General features: G+C 65.8%; 19 protein-coding genes and 1 pseudogene. 14 read left to right on the top strand and 6 right to left on the bottom strand.

Going from position 1 to position 23,119, the window contains the following annotated elements; genetic code table 11:
* The 6 genes and pseudogenes from ABZW74_RS14760 to ABZW74_RS14735 all read left to right on the top strand — a co-directional run.
* Positions 1–521: pseudogene (locus ABZW74_RS14760) on the top strand (NAD(P)(+) transhydrogenase (Re/Si-specific) subunit alpha); the annotation flags it as partial.
* On the top strand, positions 521–826 hold the full coding sequence (locus ABZW74_RS14755) for an NAD(P) transhydrogenase subunit alpha (RefSeq protein WP_240855022.1): 306 nt from the start codon (positions 521–523) through the stop codon (positions 824–826). The pseudogene ABZW74_RS14760 and the gene ABZW74_RS14755, both read left to right, overlap by 1 nt.
* On the top strand, positions 823–2,337 hold the full coding sequence (locus tag ABZW74_RS14750; protein ID WP_240855021.1) for an NAD(P)(+) transhydrogenase (Re/Si-specific) subunit beta: 1,515 nt from the start codon (positions 823–825) through the stop codon (positions 2,335–2,337). The genes ABZW74_RS14755 and ABZW74_RS14750 overlap by 4 nt, the downstream gene beginning before the upstream one ends.
* Positions 2,338–2,406: 69 nt before the next feature.
* Positions 2,407–2,850 carry a DoxX family protein gene (locus ABZW74_RS14745; RefSeq protein ID WP_240855019.1) on the top strand — a complete coding sequence of 148 codons (444 nt, stop codon included), beginning with the start codon at positions 2,407–2,409 and terminating at the stop codon, positions 2,848–2,850.
* A 133-nt stretch (positions 2,851–2,983) separates the two neighbouring features.
* Positions 2,984–3,994 carry a YdcF family protein gene (locus ABZW74_RS14740; RefSeq protein WP_355277107.1) on the top strand — a complete coding sequence of 337 codons (1,011 nt, stop codon included), beginning with the start codon at positions 2,984–2,986 and terminating at the stop codon, positions 3,992–3,994.
* A 367-nt stretch (positions 3,995–4,361) separates the two neighbouring features.
* A complete protein-coding gene (locus ABZW74_RS14735; protein ID WP_355277100.1) occupies positions 4,362–6,602 on the top strand; it encodes a bifunctional SulP family inorganic anion transporter/carbonic anhydrase in 2,241 nt (746 codons plus the stop codon).
* Positions 6,603–6,608: 6 nt separating this feature from the next.
* Here the strand turns inward: ABZW74_RS14735 and ABZW74_RS14730 are convergent, their stop codons facing one another.
* From ABZW74_RS14730 to ABZW74_RS14720, 3 genes are all read right to left on the bottom strand, one after another.
* Complete coding sequence (locus tag ABZW74_RS14730; protein ID WP_355277098.1) at positions 6,609–7,349, bottom strand: metallophosphoesterase; 741 nt, start codon at positions 7,347–7,349, stop codon at positions 6,609–6,611.
* An 85-nt stretch (positions 7,350–7,434) separates the two neighbouring features.
* Positions 7,435–8,196 (bottom strand): dienelactone hydrolase family protein, encoded by a 762-nt coding sequence (locus ABZW74_RS14725; protein WP_355277095.1) that lies wholly within the window; start codon positions 8,194–8,196, stop codon positions 7,435–7,437.
* Positions 8,197–8,241: 45 nt separating this feature from the next.
* Positions 8,242–10,719 (bottom strand): ATP-dependent DNA ligase, encoded by a 2,478-nt coding sequence (locus ABZW74_RS14720; protein WP_355277092.1) that lies wholly within the window; start codon positions 10,717–10,719, stop codon positions 8,242–8,244.
* Between the two features lie 88 nt (positions 10,720–10,807).
* Between ABZW74_RS14720 and ABZW74_RS14715 the strand changes: the two genes are divergently transcribed.
* Genes ABZW74_RS14715 through ABZW74_RS14705 form a run of 3 tightly spaced genes read left to right on the top strand, consistent with a single transcriptional unit; the run spans position 10,808 to position 13,811 of the window.
* The gene (locus ABZW74_RS14715) at positions 10,808–11,734 is read left to right on the top strand and encodes a Ku protein (protein ID WP_355277090.1); all 927 of its coding nucleotides are present in this window, start codon (positions 10,808–10,810) and stop codon (positions 11,732–11,734) included.
* 46 nt (positions 11,735–11,780) lie between these two features.
* On the top strand, positions 11,781–13,142 hold the full coding sequence (locus tag ABZW74_RS14710) for an MFS transporter (RefSeq protein ID WP_355277087.1): 1,362 nt from the start codon (positions 11,781–11,783) through the stop codon (positions 13,140–13,142).
* 48 nt (positions 13,143–13,190) lie between these two features.
* Positions 13,191–13,811, top strand: coding sequence for a LysE/ArgO family amino acid transporter (locus tag ABZW74_RS14705; protein WP_355277084.1), 621 nt, complete (start codon positions 13,191–13,193; stop codon positions 13,809–13,811).
* Here the strand turns inward: ABZW74_RS14705 and ABZW74_RS14700 are convergent.
* On the bottom strand, positions 13,780–14,658 hold the full coding sequence (locus ABZW74_RS14700) for an LLM class flavin-dependent oxidoreductase (RefSeq protein WP_355277081.1): 879 nt from the start codon (positions 14,656–14,658) through the stop codon (positions 13,780–13,782). The genes ABZW74_RS14705 and ABZW74_RS14700 overlap by 32 nt on opposite strands.
* A gap of 6 nt (positions 14,659–14,664) precedes the next feature.
* The gene (locus tag ABZW74_RS14695; protein ID WP_355277078.1) at positions 14,665–16,908 is read right to left on the bottom strand and encodes an MMPL family transporter; all 2,244 of its coding nucleotides are present in this window, start codon (positions 16,906–16,908) and stop codon (positions 14,665–14,667) included.
* A 74-nt stretch (positions 16,909–16,982) separates the two neighbouring features.
* Here ABZW74_RS14695 and ABZW74_RS14690 point away from each other — a divergent pair, with 74 nt between their 5' ends.
* The gene (locus tag ABZW74_RS14690) at positions 16,983–18,263 is read left to right on the top strand and encodes an alpha-hydroxy-acid oxidizing protein (protein ID WP_355277075.1); all 1,281 of its coding nucleotides are present in this window, start codon (positions 16,983–16,985) and stop codon (positions 18,261–18,263) included.
* 11 nt (positions 18,264–18,274) lie between these two features.
* On the opposite strand, the gene ABZW74_RS14685 is transcribed toward ABZW74_RS14690, so the two are convergent.
* Positions 18,275–19,246, bottom strand: coding sequence for an oxygenase MpaB family protein (locus tag ABZW74_RS14685; RefSeq protein WP_355277073.1), 972 nt, complete (start codon positions 19,244–19,246; stop codon positions 18,275–18,277).
* Between the two features lie 86 nt (positions 19,247–19,332).
* On the opposite strand from ABZW74_RS14685, the gene ABZW74_RS14680 reads away from it, so the two are divergent.
* The 4 genes from ABZW74_RS14680 to ABZW74_RS14665 all read left to right on the top strand — a co-directional run bounded on the left by ABZW74_RS14680 (position 19,333) and on the right by ABZW74_RS14665 (position 23,108).
* Positions 19,333–20,061, top strand: a complete 729-nt coding sequence (locus tag ABZW74_RS14680; protein WP_240854992.1) for a TetR/AcrR family transcriptional regulator — start codon at positions 19,333–19,335, stop codon at positions 20,059–20,061.
* Positions 20,062–20,065: 4 nt separating this feature from the next.
* The gene (locus ABZW74_RS14675; RefSeq protein WP_240854991.1) at positions 20,066–20,773 is read left to right on the top strand and encodes a TetR/AcrR family transcriptional regulator; all 708 of its coding nucleotides are present in this window, start codon (positions 20,066–20,068) and stop codon (positions 20,771–20,773) included.
* Positions 20,774–20,874: 101 nt separating this feature from the next.
* Positions 20,875–22,086, top strand: coding sequence for an acyl-CoA dehydrogenase family protein (locus ABZW74_RS14670; RefSeq protein WP_240854990.1), 1,212 nt, complete (start codon positions 20,875–20,877; stop codon positions 22,084–22,086).
* On the top strand, positions 22,083–23,108 hold the full coding sequence (locus tag ABZW74_RS14665; RefSeq protein ID WP_240854986.1) for a phosphotransferase family protein: 1,026 nt from the start codon (positions 22,083–22,085) through the stop codon (positions 23,106–23,108). Before ABZW74_RS14670 ends, ABZW74_RS14665 begins: the two co-directional genes overlap by 4 nt.
* The last annotated feature ends 11 nt before the right edge of the window (positions 23,109–23,119 follow it).

Genomic DNA, 23,119 nt, shown 5'->3' with positions numbered 1-23,119 from the left:
GCTACGACGTCCGGCCCGAGGTGGCCGAGCAGGTCCGCTCGGTCGGCGCGCAGTGGCTCGACCTCGGCATCGACGCCGCCGGCGAAGGCGGTTACGCGCGTGAACTGACCGAGGACGAGCGCGCCCAGCAGCAGAAGGCACTGGAAGACGCCATCAAGGGCTTCGACATCGTCATCACCACCGCACTCGTGCCCGGACGCCCGGCACCGCGCCTCGTCACCGCCGCTGCGGTCGAGGGGATGAAGCCGGGCAGTGTGATCGTCGACCTCGCCGGTGAGACCGGGGGCAACTGTGAGCTGACCGAGCCGGGGCAGACCGTCGTCCGCCACGACGTCACGATCACCTCGCCGCTGAACCTGCCGGCCACCATGCCCGAGCACGCCAGCGAGCTCTACTCCAAGAACTTGCTCGCGCTCATCGAGCTGATGCTCGACGACAACGGAGCCATCGCCCCGGATTTCGACGACGAGGTGCTGGCCGCATCGTGCGTGACGCGCGAGGCGAAGGAGGCGACTGCCTGATGTACACCCCATTGTTGGCGAACATCGCGATCCTGGTTCTGGCCGGGTTCGTGGGCTTCGCCGTGATCTCCAAAGTGCCCAACACACTGCACACCCCGCTGATGTCGGGCACCAACGCCATCCACGGCATCGTCGTGCTGGGCGCGCTGGTGGTGCTGGGTTCGTTGCCCGAAGACGCGAGCTGGGGAGTTCGCATCATCGGGTTCGTCGCGCTCGTGTTCGGAACGCTCAACGTGGTGGGCGGTTTCGCCGTCACCGACCGCATGCTCGGCATGTTCAAGGGTAAGAAGGAGGCCGCCAAGTGAACGGCAACGTCCGCAATCTTGCTCTTGCCGCCGGGACCGAGAAGTACGAGGCTCTCGGCTACGGCGTGACGGTTCTCTACATCGTCGCGTTCTCGCTGTTCATCTACGGCCTGATGGGTCTGACCGGACCCAAGACCGCGGTGCGCGGCAACTGGATTGCCGCCGTCGGCATGGGAATCGCCATCGTCGCGACCCTGCTGTACGTGTACAACAACCCGCCGAGTGTCGACGGTGTACCCGCGATCAACTGGATCCTCATCGTCGCCGGTCTGATTATCGGTGTGGTGCTGGGCATTCCGCCCGCACTGAAGACCAAGATGACCGCCATGCCGCAGCTCGTCGCGCTGTTCAACGGCGTCGGTGGCGGCACCGTGGCGCTGATCGCGTGGGCCGAGTACATCGAGTCCGACGGCTTCACCGCCCTGCACGCCGAGCCCGACGTCCACGTGATCGTCGGTTCGCTGTTCGCGGCCATCATCGGTTCGGTCTCGTTCTGGGGCTCGCTGGTGGCGTTTGCCAAGCTGCAGGAGATCATGCCGAAGGGGCTCGAGAAGACCTTCGTCAAGAACGCGAAGCTGTTCCAGTTCGCCAATATCGTGCTGGCCATCGCGGCCGTCGCAATCGCCATCTACATCGGTCTGTCTGCCGACAACACCGACGCGACGCCGTGGTTCTGGATCGTTGCCGTACTGGTGATCGCCGGCCTGATGGGTCTGTTCGTGGTGTTCCCGATCGGCGGCGCCGACATGCCCGTCGTGATCTCGCTGCTCAACGCGCTCACCGGTCTGTCGGCCGCGGCCGCCGGCCTCGCGCTGAACAACCAGGCGATGATCGTGGCCGGCATGATCGTCGGCGCGTCCGGCTCGATCCTGACCAACCTCATGGCCAAGGCCATGAACCGCTCGATCCCCGCGATCGTGTTCGGCTCCTTCGGCGGAGACGACGCGGCAGGCGGCGGACCGGCCGGCAGCGCGGGCGGCACCGTCAAGGCCACCTCGTCGGCCGACGCGGCGATCCAGATGGCCTACGCCAACCAGGTCATCGTCGTGCCCGGTTACGGTCTTGCGGTCGCGCAGGCGCAGCACGCGGTCAAGGAGATGGCGTCGATCCTCGAATCCAAGGGTGTCGAGGTCAAGTACGCGATCCACCCGGTCGCCGGTCGTATGCCCGGACACATGAATGTGCTTCTGGCAGAAGCGGATGTGCCGTATGACGCGATGAAGGAGATGGACGACATCAACGGTGAGTTCAACCGCACCGACGTCGCCATCGTGATCGGCGCCAACGACGTGACCAACCCGGCCGCGCGCAACGACCCGGGCTCACCGATCCACGGCATGCCGATCCTCAACGTCGACGAGGCGCGGTCGGTGATCGTGCTGAAGCGGTCGATGTCGTCGGGCTACGCAGGTATCGAGAACCCGCTGTTCTTCGCCGACCAGACCTCGATGCTGTTCGGCGACGCCAAGAAGTCCGTCGACTCCGTGGTGGAGGAACTCAAAGCGCTGTAGACGCTCCGATGAGTTTTCCGAGTGGGTGATGTCTGTATGGGCATCACCCACTTTCACTCGGAGGACATCATGAACGCGATCATCGGAACCCTGCAGAACATCAACGACGACGCTCCCGCGAAGTCACGCAATTGGCGGCACACCACGGGCGTGGTCATCAGCGTCCTGGTCGGCGCCTTCCTCATCTTCGACATCGTGGGCAAGCTGACCCAGCCCGACGCGGTGGTCGAGGGCATGGCCGACCTCGGCTTTCCCGTCGACCAGAGCTACGTGATGGGTACGGTCCTCCTGGTTTGCCTTGCGGTGTACGCGATTCCGCGTACAGCGGTGCTGGGGGCGCTCGGCATCACGGCTTACCTCGGTGGTGCGGTCACCGCGAACATGCGGATCGAGTCGCCCCTGGTATCCACCACTCTGTTCGCCGTCTACCTCGGAGTGTTCATGTGGATCGGCCTGGTCTTGCGCCGCCCGGAGTTGCTGAGGGTTGCGGGTATCCGCTCCAGCGCTCCCTGATCTTCGCTGCCTCGAAGGGCAGGCGACACAACGTCGCCTGCCCTTTGCTGTCTGCACTGGGTCGTTATCGACTTGGGATCGGACGGGTGTCGTGGCGTTGCGCGCCTTCTCTACTGTTACGCCAGTGACTTCTGTGACCAGGGTGACTCGACGTTTCAAGCTCGCCGCTGCGGCGACCGTTGCTGTTGCGGCGATCGGTGGCGGTGTGATCGGCACGATGCCGGTGCTCGGCAACCACGACGTGGTGCCGGTCGCGACCACGCTCGACGCGTCGTCGATGTACAACGACGCGCAGAAGAAATTCGCCGCAGGCGACGTGGCGGGCGGGCTCGCCGCGTTGAAGCAAGTCGTGAGTATGGCGCCCGCTGACGCCGAGGCGATTGCGCTGCAGGCGATCTGGTCGGACCAACTGGGCGACAGCAGCGGTGTGCAAGGTGCACTGAGCAAGCTGTCGATGATGAACCCGCAGCTGGCCACGATCGCACGCAACATCATCAGCGGTGTGGAGGCGGCCGCCAAGATCGTGCCGGACACCACGCCGAAGACCGTCGCGGGCCGGCCGACGATCGTCATCCTCGGATACGGCCTCAACGGCAACGGGAAGATGGCTCCCGAACTCGTGAATCGTGTGCGAGCGGGCAAGGCTCAGGCCGAGGTCAGCACGACGGCGCCCATCGTGGTCACCGGCGGAGCGCCGAAAAGCGGTGTCACCGAGGCTTCCGCCATGCAGAAGTGGTTGGTGGACAACGGAGTCGACGCGAGCCGCATCACCACCGAGGACAAGTCCGGATCGACTGTCGCCAACGCCCAGAACACCGCGGCCATTCTCCAGCGCACCGGTGTCCGGGACATCATCCTGATCACCTCGCCCAATCACATTCGCAGGGCAGCAGCCGATTTCGCGGCGACCGGGCTGCGCATCGTGGGCACCCTGACCACCTCGACCGAGCTTTCCCGTTACGCCGCAACGCTACCCAAGGAGCGGCAGACCGGGATTCGCGTCGAGGCCACCCGGACCGCAAAGATCCCGGTGTCGCGTCAGCCCGGGGCGCTCCCACAAAACCTCCCCGACGCCGGGCCGGGACTGATCCCGGAGATCGGTGGCAAACTCCTCGAGCTGCTGGGTACCGGGTCGTCGAAGTAGCCGGTTGCCTGACTCGAAAAATCTAGGGGAAGAACTTCTTCCCCGGGTTTCGTAGTCGTCCGCGGGAAACTTCTGGGGGAGGACTCCAAGGGTAGGGGAAGAAGTTTCTTCCCCTACTTTTGTGGGCGCGTGTTCCTGGCGGCCCCGACTTCCACCCCTTCCCGCCTCCACGATCGCCGACGCCGTCGGCTGGTGGGCGCCCGAATGAACTCATGCGCATGAATTGATGTGTCGTGCAGTGTCTTTCAATCTCATTCGACGAGGAAGTGAGCGCCGACACATCGACGCGCGATGTGGAGCGGATCTCACACCATGTCCGTTTCGCCAGTTCTTTCCGTGTTAACAAAACATCCGTACGGTCGTTGTCATGTCGAATAAGGGGTTCGGGGGAGCCCTTTCGGAATTCCGTGAGAACGTCCGGTATGACCTGCCGGCGTCGCTCGTGGTCTTTCTGGTCGCGCTCCCCCTGTCATTGGGGATTGCCATCGCATCCGACGCTCCGGTGCTTGCCGGTCTCATCGCGGCGGTGATCGGGGGTATCGTCGCCGGCGCCATCGGGGGTAGCAAACTGCAGGTGTCCGGCCCGGCGGCCGGCCTCACCGTGGTGGTTGCCGAGATGGTCGCCAACTTCGGGTGGAAGGTGACCTGCTTCATCACCGTCTGCGCCGGGTGTCTGCAAATTGTGTTCGGGCTCAGCCGAATTGCCGGTGCGGCGCTCGCGATCGCACCGGTCGTCGTGCATGCGATGCTCGCCGGAATCGGCATCACCATCGCACTGCAGCAGATTCACGTGCTGCTCGGCGGCAGTTCGGCGAGCAGTGCGTGGGAGAACCTCAGCGAACTGCCCGGTCAGGTCGCCCACGTGGCCTGGGCGGACGCTCTCGTCGGCGTGATCGTGATCGCGGTGATGCTGAGTTGGCCGTTGATGCCGCCCAAGGTGCGCAAGGTGCCGGGTCCGTTGGTGGCTGTGGTCGGTGCGACCCTGGTGGCGCTGTTCTTCTCACTCGACGTGGAGAAGATCGCCATCGACGGCAACTTCTTCGAGGCGATCGCCCTTCCCGAATTGCCCAGCGGGAATTGGGGAGCCGTGGTCATGGGCGTCCTGACCGTCGCGTTGATCGCGAGTGTGGAGTCGCTGCTGTCTGCGGTCGCGGTGGACAAGATGCACACCGGCGCCCGCAGCGATCTCAACCGTGAACTGCTCGGCCAGGGCAGCGCCAACATTGCCTCGGGAATGCTCGGCGGTCTGCCCGTGACCGGCGTGATCGTCCGTAGCTCAACCAATGTCGCGACCGGGGCCAGGACGCGCTGGTCGGCCATCATGCACGGCGTCTGGGTGCTGGTCTTCGCGGTGTTCCTGACCGGCCTCGTGGAGCAGATCCCCACCGCCGCGCTGGCGGGCCTGCTGGTGGTCATCGGACTCCAGTTGGTGAAGCTCGCGCACATGAAGACCGCACTGCGAACCGGTGACCTGTGGGTCTACGCGGTGACCGTGCTCGGCGTCGTGTTCCTCAACCTGCTCGAAGGTGTCGCGATCGGTCTGGCGCTCGCCGTCGCAATGGTGGTGTGGCGGGTGGTACGCGCCGAGATCACCTCGGAGCCGCTGGGTACCAATCGGTCTCGACAATGGCTGGTGCGCGTGCACGGCTCGCTGAGCTTCCTGGCCCTCCCGAAACTCAACAAGGCCCTGAACACTGTTCCCGACGAAGCCCACGTCACCCTGGAACTCGACACCGACTTCCTCGACCACGCGGCGTCGGAGATGCTCGAGGACTTCCGGTGGGCGCACGAGGCGGGTGGCGGAAGCGTGCATGTCGTGGAGAAGGGCAAGGCGCGGTTGGCCGATGCGCCGCGGCGTCCTCCGCGTCGGCACACGACGGGATTCGCCGGCCTCACCCCGTGGCGCAAGCGTCCCGCCAACATCGACGCGGAAGCCGACACCCGGCCGCCGTCGTTGCGCTCGATCATCGGCGGCGTCGACGAGTACCACCAGAATCATGCAGAAGCGCTGCGCGCCAACATGTCCGACGTCGTCAGCAGTCAGGATCCGGATGCACTCTTCCTGACCTGTGCCGACTCCCGGCTGTTGCCGAATGTGATCACCGCCAGCGGTCCGGGTGACCTGTTCACCGTTCGCAACGTCGGCAATCTCGTTCCGCCGATCGACTCGTCGGACGATTCCGTCCAGGCCGCGCTGGAGTTCGCGGTCGGCGAATTGGGTGTGACTTCGGTTGTGGTGTGCGGACATTCGTCCTGCGGAGCGATGCACGCGCTCATCACCGACGACGACTCGGACAACGATGTCGGTCCGGTGCGCCGGTGGTTGCGGCACGGGAGGCCGAGTGTGATGGCGTACCAGTTGGGGCATCCGGCCGGCCGCGCGGCTGCCGATCTGGGCTTCGGCGAAGTGGATCAGCTGTCAGTGGTGAACGTGGCCAAGCAGGTCGAGACGCTGAGCAGGCATCCGATGGTGGGTCGCGCTGCGGCCGAGTCGACGTTGCGGATCGTCGGCATGTTCTTCGACATCGAGACCGCACGGGTCTACGAGGTGACCACCACGACGATCCGTCCGGTGGGACGCAACGCGGACGCTCTGGTCACTTCGTGAGGATCTTCAGAACATGACCGAACGGAAGTGGGTGACGAGTCGCCCGTCGTCGTCGAGGATGTGGAAGGCGATTCCCGGCGGCTGACCGCGGTTGACGATCTCGGTGCCCTCGAACGGGAGATTCAGGGTCGACGCGACACCCGGCGCGATACACAGCGGACGCCCCGCGAAGTGCGTGACGGCCGGTGTGTGCGCGTGTCCGCACAGGAAAGCAACGACGTTGGGATGGCGCTCCACCATGGCCGCGAGCCGATCCTCGCCGGTCTGACGGATCGAGTCCATGAACGGCATCGAGAGCTTGGCCGGTGGGTGATGAAACGCGATGAACACGGGATTGTCGGCACCGTGGCGAGTGATCTCCTCGGACATCCAGGCGAGGGTGTCGTCGGACAGGTAGCCGTCGTTGCGTCCAGGGATGGAACTGTCGGCGATGATGAAGAGGACGTCGTCGATGGTCTCCGACCAGTTGATCGGCGACGACGTCTCCTCCTTCAGGAGCGCGGCGCTGAAGTTCTCGCGGATGTCGTGGTTGCCCGCGGTGATGAGCATGGGCAGCGGGCTGTCGAGGACGAGGAAGGCCTCGCGGTACTCACTGGGGCTGCCCTCGTCGGCGATGTCTCCGGTGACGAGCAGCACATCGATGCCGTCGGCGCGCGCGTTGAGATAACTCAGCGTCGACTCGATGCGGCTGCGGTTGAACCGCGTGCCATTGAAATGAAGGTCGCTGATGTGGGCGACAACGAACACGGGTACTCCTGTACGTCACTGACTCCCATGAAGGCTAGCCGCGTCGGACGGTGGAGGTGAGGCGAGGGTGGGCGTGAGTCGCGGTTCAGTGGTGCGGTGTCAAAGTCCGCGCGAACAGAGCTTCGAGTTCGTCGTAGTGGTGCTCGGCCGCTGCGTGGTGATAGTCCGCGGTGTCGGCCATGGTGTATCCGTGTGCTGCGCCGGGATAGACGGTCGCGTGATGTGTGACACCGCTGGAGATCAGCGCATGTTCGAACTGCGCGACGGCGGTCGCGGGCAGCGACCGGTCGTTGTCGGCGTGGATCGCGAGCACAAAAGCGTCGATGCCGGCCATGTGCAGGTGTGGGCTCGATGAGTCTTCGGTCACCAGCCGACCGGTGTGGAACATGCCGACGGCCGCGACCTGCTCCGGCCGGGTACGCGCGGCGAGCAGGGCCAGCCTGCCGCCCATGCAGTAGCCCGTGACGCCGATGTGTGAACCCGACACGTCCGGCAGCGCGGCGAGCGCGTCGAGGTAGCGGGTGAGGTCCGGTATCACGACGTCATCGGTCAGCGTCCGCACCCGCCCCATCGCCACCTTCATGAAGGCGGCCCGGTCCTCGGGGAGGAGAAGGTCGTAGGCGGGGGCCACTTCCTCGGCGGTGCCGTTGCGGTAGAACACGTTGGGCGCCAGCACGACGTACCCCCAGGACGCTATTCGGTCGGCCATGGCCCGGGTGTGCGGACGTAACCCGATCGCGTCGGTCAGGAACAACACCCCGGGGTGTGGGCCGTCGTCGTCCGGGCGGGCGACGTAGGCCTCGGCATCCCCGTCGGCGGCGGCGATCACGATGTTCTCACCGGGCATTGCGTGGTCCTCTCGTCGATCTCGGGCGGTGGTGTCGTGCGTGGTTCACAGATCTCCGGGCAGCTTGTCGTGGCGGATTCCGCGCCAACTCGGATGTCGGAGGTGCCCCGTGCTGGTCCAGTCCATGAACCGAACCTCGCCGACGATCTTGGGCAGCACCCAGATTGCGGTCGACGCGACGGGACGGTCGAGCTTGTCCAGGAACGGCGAACGGGAGATCTGCAGCGGCTCGAGTTCGGCCGCGAGTGAACTCAACGCGGCGTCGGTGAAACCGGTACCCACCCGCCCGACGTACCGAAGTCCGGTCTCCTCGGGCAGTCCCAGGAGGAGCGATCCGATGGTGTTCGCGCGCGAACCGCGTCCCGGTCGCCAGCCGCCGACGACGACCTCGATGTCGCTCCAGTTCTTGTGTTTGAGCCACGACGTGGATCGTCGTCCCTGTTGGTAGATCGACGATCGACGTTTGGCGACAACGCCTTCCATGTTGTGTTCGCGGCTGTACTCGGCCGCCGCCCGGCCCGGGCCCGGCAACAGGGCGGGAATCTCGACGTGGGTCGAACGGCGGAAGGCGGGCGCCAGTTCGTCGAGCAGTTCGCGGCGTTGCTCCCACGTGCGACGCAGGAGCGACGAACCGTTGAGGTAGAGGATGTCGAACAGGTACAGCTTGAGTGTCAGGGGTTCGTCTGTGTTGTTGCGAGAGGTGAGCAGCGTGAAGTTGGTGCGGCCGGTCGAGTCGAGGGCCACCACCTCGCCGTCGAGGACCACGTCGAGTAGGCCGAGATCGTCGGTGACGGATGCGAGTTCGGGGAAGTCGCGGGTCATGTCGATGCCTGAGCGCGACGTCAGTTTCAGCTCACCATTGATGTAGCGCAACAGGATTCGATATCCGTCCCATTTCCCCTCGAACGCCCAGTCTGCGCCGGACAGGCCGTCGATCGACTCGTCGGTGGCCAGCATCGGACGTGGATCGGTGAGGCTGTCCGGCACGATCGGGCGGGGTTCGTCGCTCATCAGATGGGCGAGCCAGTTCTTGTCGCCGGTCTTGATCAGCGCGTAGCGGCCCTGCACCCGCTCGCCGTCGAGGCAGACGATGATCTCCTTGTCGCGCCACTTCTCGGTGGTGAATGTTCCTTTGTCCCAGATGGATACGTGGCCGCCACCATATTCACCCGAAGGGATGTCGCCCTCGAAGTCGGCGTAGTCCATCGGGTGGTCCTCGGTCTGCACGGCCAGCCGGTTCTGGTCGGGATCGGTCGGCAGATTCTTCGGCACCGCCCACGACACCAGCACGCCGTCGTGTTCGAGGCGGAAGTCGTAGTGCAGACGGCGTGCGTGGTGTTCCTGGATGACGAAGATCGGACCGGGTGGTCGGGACTCGTCGACGGTGTCTTCCGCACGGCTGCGGTGGTTCTCGTCGCCGAACGGCTCGGGAGTCTTGGCCGCGTTGCGCTTTCGCTTGTACTCGCGGAGGTTGACGACCTGTGTGTCGGTAGCCGGTGGAGTGATCTCGACACGACGCCTCGCCCCAGGGGGCTCGGTGTCGGCTCGATCAGCGGGTGGGGGCTCGGTGTCGGCTCCGCCGGATCGAGCCGACCCCGAGCGGAGCGAGGCGTCGTGTCGAGATCGATCAGCGGGACGTGGCTCCGCATAGTCGTCGTCGAGATCGCCGAGCAGGTCGCCGTCGGATTCGATGCGGTCGAGGACGTCGGTATAGAGCAGTTGCGCGAGGTCGGGATCCTCGAGTTCGTCCCACGTCCGCGGGGCGGCGACCCAGGGTTGTGCGCGCCCGCGCAGCGAGTACGGCGACAGCGTGGTCTTGGAGCCGCTGTTCTGACTCCAGTCGATGAATATGCGTTGTTCGCGTTGGGTTTTCGCCATCGTCGCGGTGACGCGCTCGGGGTGCTCGCGGGCCAGTCGGGTGGCGATCTCCTTGGCCAGCGTGCGCGCCGCGTCCGGCGACACCGGCCGCGGGAGCCGTGCGTAGACGTGAATGCCCTTGCCGCCGCTGGTGACCGGGTAGGTAGACATGCCTGCGTCGGCGAGGAGGTCGCGGATCTCGCGGGCGACCTGGGCGCAGTCGCTCAGCGCAACGTCGGGCCCGGGGTCGAGGTCGAGGACCATGCGGTTGGCCTTGGGGCCGTCGGGCCCGATCGGAAGACGCCACTGATGAGCGTGCAGTTCCAGCGCCGCCATCTGCGCCAGCCATACGAGCGTTGCGCGCGAGTCGGCGACCGCGTAGGTGATCACCCGTTCGCTGTGCTCGATGCCGTACCGGGTGATCCAGTCGGGTGCGCTCTCTGGCAGGTCCTTTTCGAAGAAGGGCGTCGACTCCACGCCGCCCGGCCACCGCTTGCGGGTGATCAGCCGCCCGGCGAGGTGGGGCAGCATGACGTCGGCGATCCGCGAGTAGTAGTCGATGACCTCGAACTTCCGCGTGCCCGTAGCCGGATACAGCACCTTGGTGAGGTTGGTGATGGAAATCCGGTGGCCGTCGACGTCGAGATGGGTTCCGCCGGTCGCCATGCATCCATTGTCCACTGCGGCGCGGCCGGTGACGTCATCTCCAGGGTCATCGCTGCCGCGATGGCGTCTCAGGTGGCACAATGGCCCCATGCGCTCGATCTGGAAGGGCGATCTGAGCTTTGGCCTGGTGAACGTTCCGGTCAAGGTGTACTCGGCGACGGAAAGCCACGACCGCAAGTCGTTCCAGGTGGATTCGAAGGACGGAACCCGAATCCGCTATCGGCGCGTGCGGGAGGGCACCGACACCGAGGTCGACTACGGCGACATCGCCAACGCCTACGAGACCGACTCCGGCGAGACCGTGATCCTCACCAAAGACGACCTCGCGACGCTGCCGGTACAGAAGAGCCCGGAGATCTCGATTCTCGAATTCGTGCCGGTTGACCAGGTCGATCCCATCTATTTCGACAAGCCCTACTACCTGGAGCCGTCGTCGAAATCACCGAAGGCCTACGCGTTGCTGGCCAAGGCGCTCGAGGAAACCGAGCGACTCGCGATCACGACGTTCACCTTGCGCAACCGCACCCGGATGGCAGCGCTGCGCGTCGTCGACGGCGTGATGACACTGCAGACCCTGCTGTGGCCCGACGAGGTTCGCAAGCCCGATTTCGGCTTCCTCGACGACGACATCACGATCCACGACCAAGAGCTGAAGATGGCGTCGTCGCTGATCGAGACGATGGCCAAGGATTACAATCCGGGTGAATTCGAGGACACCTACCAGGTGGAACTGTCCAAACTCATCGAGGCCAAGGCCGACGGATCCGAGGCATTCCCCGAGACCGAAGCAGAGGACACCGTCGACGAGGACTCCGAGGTGGCCGATCTGCTGGCGGCGCTGCGCGCGTCGGTGAAGGACCGCGGGCCCGAGGACTCGGCGGACGACAAGGCCCCGGCAAAGAAGGCTCCGGCCAAGAAGGCGGCCGCGAAGAAGGCGCCTGCCAAGAAGGCCGCTGCCAAGAAGGCGCCCGCCAAGAAGGCCGCGGCGAAGAAGGCTCCGCGCAAGGCGAGCTGAGTAAAACCGCTGGCAGCGGCGGGCTGCGATCGGGCATCCTCGAAGGATGACCACCGCCGAGCGCCGATTGCCGCGTGCACTGATGCCGTTTGCACGGCGTCAGTACCGGCTGCTCTTGAGCGGTCTGGTGCTCGCGATGTTCGCCGACGGTGTGTGGACGATCGCGGTGGTGTGGCAGGTCATCGAGTTGGGCGGCGGACCCGCTCAGGTGTCGCTGGCCACCGGCGCATCGGCGGTCGGGATGCTCGTGTCCACATTGGCCGGAGGCGTTCTCGCCGATCGGGTTTCGCAGCGAGTCATCATGATCGGTCTCGAGACGGTCAAGATGATCGTCTTCGGCCTGATCGGGTTGGCGTCGATTCTGGGTGTGCTGTCGCTGTGGCATGTGGTGGCGGCCGCGATCCTCGGTGGCGTCACGATCGGCATGTACTACCCGGCGTACTCGGCGTTGCTTCCCAGCATCGTAGAGCCGTCGGAGTTGCAGGCTGCCAATGGAATTGAAGGGTTTCTGCGTCCGGTGGTGTTCCAGGCGGTCGGGCCGATGATCGCCGGTGCGGTCATCGCCGCCGCGGCGCCCGGTCCGGCGGTGGTACTGGCCGCTGCCGGTTCCATCGTGTCGGCGCTCTTCTACGTCCGCATGGATCCGGTGGCGCTGCGCCGGTCGGATTCCGATGGGGGTGAGCCGCTTCGCGGGAATCCGATTCGCACCGCGGTGACCGATGTCGCGGAGGGGTTCGCTTACCTCTGGCGCACGCCGTGGTTGTGGGCGACGCTGTTCTTCGCGTGCGTGCTGGTCTTGGCGACGATGGGGCCGATCGAGGTGCTCGTTCCGTTCGCTCTGCAGGAGCGCGTGCACGGCGGGGCGTCGGATCACGCGCTGGTGCTGGCCGGCTTCGGCGCGGGTGCTGCCTCTGCATCGCTCGTCTTTGCCTCGATCCGCATGCCCCGGCGATATCTGACGGTCATGTTCTCGATCTGGGGATTCTCCAGCGTGCCGTTGGTGCTGATGGGTCTCGCGGATGCGACGTGGATGTTCGTCCTCGCCGGCTTCGCGATGGGCGTTCTGTTCGACGGCCCGATGGTGCTGTGGGGCACTCTGCTCCAGCGTCGCGTGCCGCCCGCGCTTCTCGGCCGCGTGGCGAGCCTGGACTTCTTCGTCTCGATTGCGCTGATGCCGGTCTCGATGGCGATCGCCGCGCCGCTCAGCCATTACCTCGGACTGACGACGACGTTCATCCTCGCCGGCCTGCTGCCGGTGCCCGTGGCTCTCGCCTTCTATCTGGCGGCCCGACTCTGGCGGGACGAGGTGGCGCATCCGATCACCGACGTGGTGACCGTTGCCGCGGATCCTGTGCCGCCGTTCGTCGAGCGGCCACTAGGGCTCTTCAGTTCAACTAATGATTCGTGAGAAAGATTCGTTGGACTGTATATCGCGCTGCTCTTAGCGTGGAGAGTCGTGACCACCTTCCTGACTCCGGCGCTTGCCGGCCTGCTGACCGGCGCCGGTCTGATCATCGCGATCGGACCGCAGAACATCTTCTTGCTCCAGCAGGGGGTACGACGTTCGCATACCGCCGCCGTCGTGGCGGTGTGCGCACTCTCCGACGTGATTCTGATCGTGGCCGGTGTCGCGGGATTGGGTGCGCTCGTGGCGGCGCATCCCGGGGTGGTTACCTTCGCCAAGCTCGCCGGCGGCGCATACATCGTCGTGCTCGGACTGCTTGCAGCGAAGCGATGCCTACGTAGCGACGAGGCAATCGCCATCAACGACGGAGAAGCGGGGACGACGAGCCGTTGGGCCGCGATTGCCACCGCGTTGGCGCTCACCTGGCTGAACCCACACGTCTATCTCGACACCGTGCTCACCATGGGAGCCATCGCGTCGAGTCACGGAAATGGCAAGTGGGCGTTCGCAATCGGTGCCTGCGCGGCAAGCTTCCTGTGGTTCACCGCGCTCGGGCACGGCGCGGGCCGGTTGTCGCGGGTGTTCTCCAAGTCACGCTCGTGGAAGATCCTCGACGGCGTGGTCGCGGTGGTCATGCTGATCATGGGCGGGTTGTTGATCGCGTCGGTGTGAAGCGGGCGGCGACTGCCTCGAGAACATCAACCGACGCGCGATAGGGCTCCTCGTCCCGCGGCCAGTGCACCACGACGTCGGTGAAGCCGAGTTCATCTGCGCGGCCGACCATCTCGTCGAACAGGCCGATGCTTTCCAGCGAATTCCGCGGGGAGGAGTCCAGGCTCAGGTAGGCGTCGAAGTCTCCTGCGTCGCCGATGTCCGCACGGGCTTCCTGTAGGACGTCGCAACCGCGTGCGATGTCCTCGAACCACTCGTCGAGGGTGTCCGCGCCACGGCCGGTGGTCACCCAGCCGTCGCCGTGCCGGGCGGCGAAACGGATTGAGCGAGGACCGTTGCCGGCGATGAGTAGCGGTACCCGGTCGCGGACGGACCCGCCGACCAGTCGCATGTCCACGGTGCGGTAGTATTCGCCGTCGACCGTCACGTGGTCGTCGCGCAGCGTCGCGTCGAGCACGCCGACAAACTCCTGAAACCTGTCCACTCGCCGGCCGATCGACAACTCCGGCTGACCGAGGATGTGATCGTCGGGAGTTCCGCCGACCCCGAGTCCGACGAGGAGTCGGTCGTCGGAGATGTCGCGCAGGGTTTGCACCTCACGCGAAAACGCTGCCGGGTGACGGAAATTCGGCGAGGTGACGAAGGTACCGAGCTTGATGGACGTGGTCACGGAGGCCGCCGCGGCAAGCGTCGGCATGCACGAGAACCACTGTGCCTCAGGGAGTCCGCCCCACACCAGGTGGTCGTAGGTCCAGGCGTGGTCGAAGCCCATCTCCTCGGCCGCCGACCAGAGCGACCGCGACCGGGCCCACGGTTGGTCGGGGAGAATGCAGATGCCGTGGCGCACAGTCGATCACGCCGGAGTGGGTGCCGGCTTGCGTTCGTCCGTGGGGTCGGTGGAGTCCTCGATCGGGATCTCGCGGATGGCGGTGCCCTCCACGTCCACGTTGGGCAGGATCTTGTCCAGCCATCGTGGCAGCTTCCAGGCGGCGTCGCCCATCAGGGCGGTCACCGCCGGGACCACCATCATCCGAATCACGAAGGCGTCGAAGAAGACCGCGGCCGCAAGCGCGAATCCCATCATCTTGGCGATGGTGTCCGGGGCGAGCATGAACGCGGCGAACACGGAGATCATGATCAGTGCGGCGGAGGTGACCACACGCGCACCGTGCTGGTAGCCGATGATGACCGAGTCCTTGGCCGACACCCCGTGGACGTACTCCTCGCGCATTCGGGTCACCAAGAAGACCTGGTAATCCATTGCGAGGCCGAAGACAACACCGATGAGGAAGATCGGCAGGAACGAGATCACCGGTTTGGTGTGATCGATCAGGCCGAAGTAGCCCTCCTGGAAGATCAGTACCGTTGCCCCGAACGTCGCGCAGACGGAGAACAGGAAGCCGATGGTCGCGGTGAGCGGCACCAGGATCGAACGGAACACCACCATCAGGATGATGAACGCGAGTCCGACGACGAGAAGCAGGAACGGGATCAACGCCGAACTGAGCTTGTCGGAGATGTCGGACAGAATCGCGGTCTGTCCGCCGACATTCACCGTGGCGCCGTTCGGGGCGTCCTCGGCGTAGTCGCGCAGCTGGTCCATCAGCGTGTGCGTCTCGGGTCCCGACGGTGACTTCTCGGGTGTCACCGTGATGAGCGCAGCGGTTGCGCCCTCCTGCGAATTGGCGGGATTGGGCCCGTTGCCCACCCAGGTGATCTGGCTCGGGTTGGCTACGTTGTCGAGCGTCTTGGCATGGGCGACAACGGCATCGGCGGCCGGTGCGACATTGCCGCCGTCGGCGTCGGTGACGACGACGAACAGTTCGCCGTTCACGCCCTCACCGAAGCCGCGTTGCAGCAGTGCGGTGGCCGAGTATTCGGCGTCGGACGTGGTGTCCATGCCGAGCTCGAGACGGGTCATCGGACCGGCCGCGACCGCGAGCAACACGAGGCCGATGATCGCGACGGGCAGCGGGTAGCGCGTGATGAACCGGCCGACGCGCAGGCCGTTCGACGGCTGGTCGTCGGGCTCGTCGCCGTGCCGGATACCCGGGATGCGCGGCTTGAAGGCGAACCGCCCGAACGCGCCGAGCAGCGCCGGGATCAGGGTGATGGCGCCCAGGACTGCGATGAGCACCGCGAACGACGCGGCGATACCCATCTGGGTGATGAACGGGATACCCACGACGCTCAGTGCGGCGACCGCGACCATGACGGTGAGACCGGCGAAGACCACGGCCGACCCGGCCGTGCCCACGGCGCGTCCCGCAGCTGCCTCACGGGTGCCACCGAGGTTCAACTCCGACCGGTAGCGGGACACGATGAACAGCGCGTAGTCGATCGATACGGCGATGCCGAGCATCGTGATGATGGCGGTGGCGCTTTGCTGCACGTCCATGAACTTTGCGCTCAGGGTGACCAGCAGCATCGTCAGGCCGACCCCGACGATGCCGGTGATGATCGGGATGAACGCCGCCACGAGTGCTCCGAACGCGACGATCATCACGACGAAGGCGATGGCGAAACCGAGCAGCTCGGCAGCACCGCCTTGTTCCTGCACCTGCATGAGCGCGCCGGTGCCCTCGACCTGGAGTCCGTTGCCGCTGGATTCGGCGAGGATGTCCTTGAACTGCTCCATGTCGTCGACGGTGAGATCCTCACGCGGGATGTCCTGCTGGATCTTGATGAGGCCGACCTTGCCGTTGTCGCCGATGAAGAGCGACGCCAGCTTCGGATTCGCGGCCGCCGCGGCGACCGGATTGACGGTCTGCTCGGGCATGACGACGTGCGGGAGCGCTCGCAGCTTGCCGACCAGCGCGTAGATCTGGGCTTCGTGGTTCGCGAGACCGTCGTCGGCCGCGATCACCACCGTCGTCGGGGACTTGAGCAGCTGATCGTTGAAGGCCGGGAAGTCGGTCTTCATCACCGACATCGCACGGTCGGAGTCGGTGTTGGGGAGTTCGAAGTCGGTGGCGAACTTGGGTGCCGCGGCGGCGGTGATCGCACCGACCGAGAACAACGCCACCAGCCAGGCGGCGATGAACCACCACTTCTTGCGGAATGCGAATCGACCGAGTCGATAGAGCGCGAGTGCCACGTTCCCTCCCGAGGTTCGTTGTAAGCCAGCCTATCGATATCCGCGGAACACCATCGGATCGGTAGGGTGACGCCATGGCCGGTCTGGGACGTGTGCGACAGAACGAGATCTACACCGCCGGAATCCACCGCCGAAAGCCGCGCGTACCCACCGACTTCGCCGAACTCGAGCGTCGTGCCCGTCGGGCCATGTCCGACCGGGCGTGGGCCTACATCGCCGGCGGCGCCGGTGAAGGACGCACGATGGACGCCAACCGGGCGGCACTCGAGAAGTGGGCGATCGTGCCGCGCGTCCTGCGCGACGTCTCCGAACGAACGTTGGAGATCGAGTTGTTCGGGCAGAAGCTGCCCGCGCCCGTCCTCTTCGCGCCGGTGGGTGCCGGGTCACTGGCCGCGCCCGACGCGGATGTGCACATCGGTCACGCAGCCGCGGAAATCGGTGTGCCCTATATCTTTTCGAACCAGGGCAGTGCGTCGATGGAGCGGGTGGCGCGCCAGATGGAGGCCGTCGCGCCAGGCGCCCCGCGGTGGTTCCAGCTCTACTGGTCCACCGACGACGACCTCGTCGACAGTCTGCTGTCGAGGGCCGAGGCGATGGGCGCGGCAGCCGTCGTCGTAACACTGGACACCACGATGCTCGGCTGGCGGCCACAGGACCTCAATCTGGGTTCGCTGCCCTTCGCGCGCGGTGAGGGCATCGCGCAATACACGTCCGATCCCCGGTTCGCCGAGATCGTCGCCGAACGGGTCGCGTCCACCGATGATGCCGAACGCCCCGAGGTGAGCCTGGGAGCCATCGCGACGTTGTTCTCCATCGCCCGCAACACTCCAGGAAAGCTGCTGGCAAATCTTCGCGCTCCGGAGCCGAGGGTCGGGGTGCAGACCTTCCTCGACATCTATTCACGGCCGTCGCTGAACTGGGCCGACGTCGAGGGACTGCGCGACCGCACGTCGCTGCCGATCCTGCTGAAGGGTGTTCTGCATCCCGACGACGCCCGACGCGCCGTCGACGTCGGGGTCGACGGGATCGTCGTGTCGAACCATGGTGGGCGGCAGGTCGACGGTGCGATCAGCTCCATCGATGCGCTCGACGCGATCGCCCCGGTGGTCGACGGTCGGATCAAGGTGCTGATCGACTCGGGAATCTATACGGGCGCAGACGTATTCAAAGCACTCGCGTTGGGTGCCGATGCCGCGTGCATCGGTCGTCCGCACATGTACGGGCTGGCGATCGCCGGAGCCGACGGGGCTCGCGACGTGGTCGCCGACATCATCGCCGAACTCGATCTCACGCTCGGACTTTCCGGCCACACGAGCGTCGCCGACCTTGATCGGGACGCGTTGCGTCGGTTGTAGCTACCCGCGAATCAGACCAGCGGACGACCCGTGCGGATTCGCCAGCGGACGTCGGCGAGCAGGATGTTGTAGGGGAATGCGCGCAGGCGGCGCGGTGCGCGGGTGATGATCGCGCGGACCACCGCGTTGTGGGCGTTGAAGATCAGCTTCTGCCACGGCGCCATCCGCACACCCATCTTGTCGCGGAACTCGACGGGCAGGAAGCCGAGGGTCATGATCTCGGTCCACCAGCCGAACAGGCCGGAGACCACCGGGCCGGCGAACTCGGCGCGCGCGATCGAGAGCAGAAGGTCGCGGATCGTCTCGTCGATCTCCAGTTCGGCGACCGTGGTCTGCCAGTACTCCTCGAAGTCGGCACGGGTGGCCGGCCACATCTCGCGGGGCACCTGCAGCGTCGTGCCCATGACGGCGCCGGCCTGATACTCGGCGTCGGTGACCTCGGTGCGGCCGCCGTAGATGCGCAGGACGTCCTCGGTGCCCTTGTACAGGCAGGCGGCGACCCAGAGCTGCAGCTTCGGGTCGAAGGCGTTGTACTTCACCGGGCTGTCGGGGGTGGAGCGCACCTTCGCGTGCGCCTTGCCGACGGCCTTGCGGTAGGCCTTGCGGTCCTCCGGGCTGCCCATGGCCGCCACCGCGAGGTAGCTGAGGGTGGTGCGGGTGCGCTTGACGGGGTGCTTGAACAGGTTGCCGCTGTCGACCTTGGACTCGGCGACGCCGTACCCGACCGCCGGCACGGCGAGCTGCATGATGACGTTGGCCGGGCCGGCCAGGACGCCCGCACCGATCATGTCGAGTTCGGTGGGGAGTGCATCGAGCTCGGCGCGGCTCATCCGCGCGGCCGGCGGAATGTACTCGGTGTCGGGCTTCTCGGCGGCGAAAGCATCGGGAATCGCGTCTGCACTGGTGGGCAGGATGGTCATCGGCACACTCGTGTCGTCCAGCGACAGTGCGGCGTTTCCGCTGCTGATGGGCTGCGTTGTCATGAGGTACCCCCTTGAGACGAAATTCTGAAAACGTCTGTTTCCTGTTTATTACAACGCCTAAGTTACTGGCGTGTCAATATGGACTTATGGCCTATAAATCCTCTGCATCGTCGAGCCGGGCGGCCAGTGGCGCGGAGCAGGGCGGCACTCTTCGTGCGTATGGCGGCGAAGGCGGTGACACCCGGGTCGCTCGGCGTCGTTCCGCATTGGTCGACGCATGCCTCGACCTGCTCGGCGACGACGAACCTTCGCCGGTCACCGTGCGTGGCGTCTGTCGGCGTGCGGGCCTCACCGCTCGCTATTTCTACGAGAGCTTCGAATCGGTCGACGAGTTGGTCGCCGTGCTCTACGACGAGGTCATCGCCGACATCGCCGACGCGGGTTTGCGGGCGTTCGAGGATGGCGCCGACGTGGTGTCCAAGGTGCGCGGTGGCGTTGCTGCGATGGTCGACATCATCGACGCCGATCGTCGTAAAGGCCGGCTGATGTTCTCGCAATCACTGCTGAGTCCGGTGATCGCCGCCAAGCGGATGGAATCGACGGCGCTGTTTGCCGGTCTCACGCTGCAGAGCGCGTCAGGCGTCATCGACCTCGACAGCGTGCTCGGTCCGGGTGCCGCGTTCGGGGTGGCGCATTACCAGGTCGGCGGGCTGAGCCGACTGCTCGCGGCCTGGGTCGAGGGTGACGTGGGCATGACCCGTGACGAGATCGTCAAGTTGAGCGTCGCACTGCTGCTCTCACCCGCCGAGCTGTTCGGCGCGGGCGATCTGATCCATCCTCCGGTGAATGGCGGTGGCACCACGCACAGCGCGTGAGGCTATGTTGGTAGCCATGACAGGCCGGGCCGGGGAGGCGGACGTGCAGCAAGCGGAGCCCGAGTCTTCGCTCGCATCGGTGTCTCCGGGAGAAGCCGGTGCGACCGGTCACTGGCGTGACTACGGCGAGGCCGAGCTACCGGTTCCGTTGGCAGCGGCGCTGGCCGCATTCGCCGAGCACGGCTATCACGGGACGTCGGTACGTGAGATCGCCGCGCGGGCCAACCTGTCGGTGCCCGGCCTCTATCACCACTACCCGTCCAAGCAGTCGTTGCTGCAGGGCCTGCTCGAGCGGACGATGACCGATCTGTTGGCGCGGTCCGAACTCGCCATCGCCGAGGCCGGACCCGAGCCCGTCAAGCAGTTCGACGCGGTGGTCGAATCGCTCTTGCGGTTCCACATGTACCGACGTGAGCAGGCCTTCGTCGGGTCGACCGAGATCCGCAGCCTCGACGACAGCTATCGCGACACCTACATCGGGCATCGGGACCGGCAGCAGCGGATGGTCGACGAGATCGTCTTCGCCGGTGTCGCCGCGGGCGATTTCGCGACGAAGTACCCCAAAGACGCCAGTCGTGCCGTGACCACCATGTGTGTCGGGGTGTCGACATGGTTCAAGCTCGACGGCGATCTGGGCGCCGACGAACTGATCGCCCGCAACCTGGAACTCGCCCGCCAAACGGTCGGGTATCACGCGCCTGCCGATTCCTGAAGCTTCTCCGCACTTGACCCGGACCGCCTGGGCTGGCATCGTATGGCATGCCGAACGATCGCTCGGTCGGCATGCTGTCACTGAATGCGCGAGGAGAGACGATGCCCATAGACCTGCGTCACGATTCCGAGATCGACGATCTCGTCGAGAAGACCCGACGCTTTGTCCGTGAGTACGTCCTGCCGATCGAGAACGAGGCGGCCGGCGACATCACCGCAGCGGGCGGCGACGACCTCCGTCGGGAGATGAACGCCAAGGCCAAGGCGGAAGGCATCTTCGCGCCGCACGCGCCGGTCGAGTTCGGTGGCCTCGGCCTCGACATGCGCGACCGCGCGCCCGTCTTCGAGGCGGCCGGCTACTCGACCTTCGGTCCGGTCGCGCTGCACATCGGCGCACCCGACGAAGGCAACGTGCACATGCTCGCGCACATCGCCAGCGAGGAGCAGCGGCAGAAGTACCTGGGGCCGCTGGCCACTGGCGAGGTCCGGTCGGCCTTCGCGATGACCGAACCGTCGCCGGGTGCCGGTGCCGACCCGAATGCGTTGCGCACCAAGGCAGTCAAGGTCGACGGTGGTTGGAAGATCAACGGTGAGAAGCGATTCATCACCGGTGCCGAGGGCGCAGGCTTCTACATCATCATGGCGCGCACCGCAGGCGAACCCGGCGACCGTGGCGGCGCCACCATGTTCTTGGCCCCCGGCAACACCGAGGGCATCACGGTCAAGCGCCACATCCACACCACCGACAAGTCGATGATCGGCGGGCACTGCGAGGTCGACTTCGTGGATGTCTTTGTGCCCGACGAGGACATCCTCGGTGAGGTCGACGAAGGCTATCGCTACGCGCAGGTGCGGCTGGGGCCGGCGCGCATGACCCACGTCATGCGCTGGCTCGGAGCGGCCACCCGCTGCCACGACGTCGCGCTCGACTACGTCGCGCAGCGTGAGGGATTCGGCGGCAAGCTCGGCGATCTCGGCATGATCCAGCAGATGGTCGCCGACAACGAGATCGACCTCGCCGCGACACGTGCGTTGCTGCTCAAGGCATGTCACGAACTCGATCTGGGCAACCACGCGTCGAACGAGACCTCGATCGCCAAGACCTTTGCCGCCGAGGCGTATTCGCGCATCGCGGATCGCAGCATCCAGATGTGCGGCGGGCTCGGCGTCTCCGAGGATCTGCCCCTGGCGCGGCTGCAGCAGGAGCTGCGTCCGTTCCGTATCTACGACGGTCCGTCCGAGGTGCACCGCTGGGCCATCGCCCGACGCGCGGTCGGGCGTGCACGCAAGGCTTTGCAGGCGGCCGCACAGTGACGGCCGTGGAGTCCGCGCTCGACGCGGATCGGTTGCGGCAGTTCCTGATCGACTCCGACGTCGCGGTGCAGGGTGAGCTGCAGGTCGACCTGATCTCCGGCGGGAAGTCGAATCTGACCTACGCGGTGACCGACGGGGTGTCGCGGTGGGTGGTGCGGAGGCCGCCGACCGGTGGGCTCACGCCGTCGGCTCATGACATGGGACGCGAGTGGGCGGTCACCTCGGCGTTGCAGGACACCGCGGTTCCGGTCGCGACAACGGTGGCCTTCGACTCGGATGGCTCCGCGATCGGTGCGCCGTGCACGATCGTCGGGTTCATCGACGGTCGCGTGGTGCGTACCGCGGCAGACCTCGAGGCGTACTCCGATGCCGACGTGGTCACCAACATCGATGCGCTGGTGCGCACGCTGGCCGACTTGCACGCCGTGGACTACCGCGCCGTGGGGCTCGGCGAGTTCGGCCGCCCAGCCGGATTCGCGGCCCGGCAGGTCAAGTTGTGGGCACGCCAGTGGGGACACGTGCACACCCGCGAGTTGCCCGACGTCGACAAGCTCGTCGCGGCATTGTCCGAACGGGTGCCGTCTGAGTCCCGGGAAACCGTGGTACACGGCGACTTTCGCGTGGACAACACGATCATCGCAGCCGACGATCCGGGACGCATCGAGGCCGTGGTGGACTGGGAGATGTCGACGCTGGGCGACCCCATCACCGACGTCGCCCTGATGTGCGTCTATCGCCAGCCCATCTTCGACACGGTGCTCGGATTCGAGGCGGCCTGGACCAGCGACCGCTACCCGTCGGCCGACGAGATCGCGCAGAAGTATGCGACTTTCGCCGGTGTGGACCTCGGTGACTGGGACTTCTATCTCGGCCTGGCGAACCTGAAGCTCGGCGTGATCGCCGAGGGCATCACCCACCGCGCTCTCGCCGGCGCATCGTCGGGCGACGGTGCGGAGAACGCCGCCGAGGCCACCGCGGAGTTCATCGCAGCGGGAATCAAACACGTCAGCACGTCGGCATAGAACGAAAGTCA

Source organism: Gordonia sp. NPDC003585, assembly GCF_040610755.1.
Classification (GTDB): domain Bacteria; phylum Actinomycetota; class Actinomycetes; order Mycobacteriales; family Mycobacteriaceae; genus Gordonia.
This window is presented reverse-complemented; position numbering and strand designations above follow the sequence as displayed.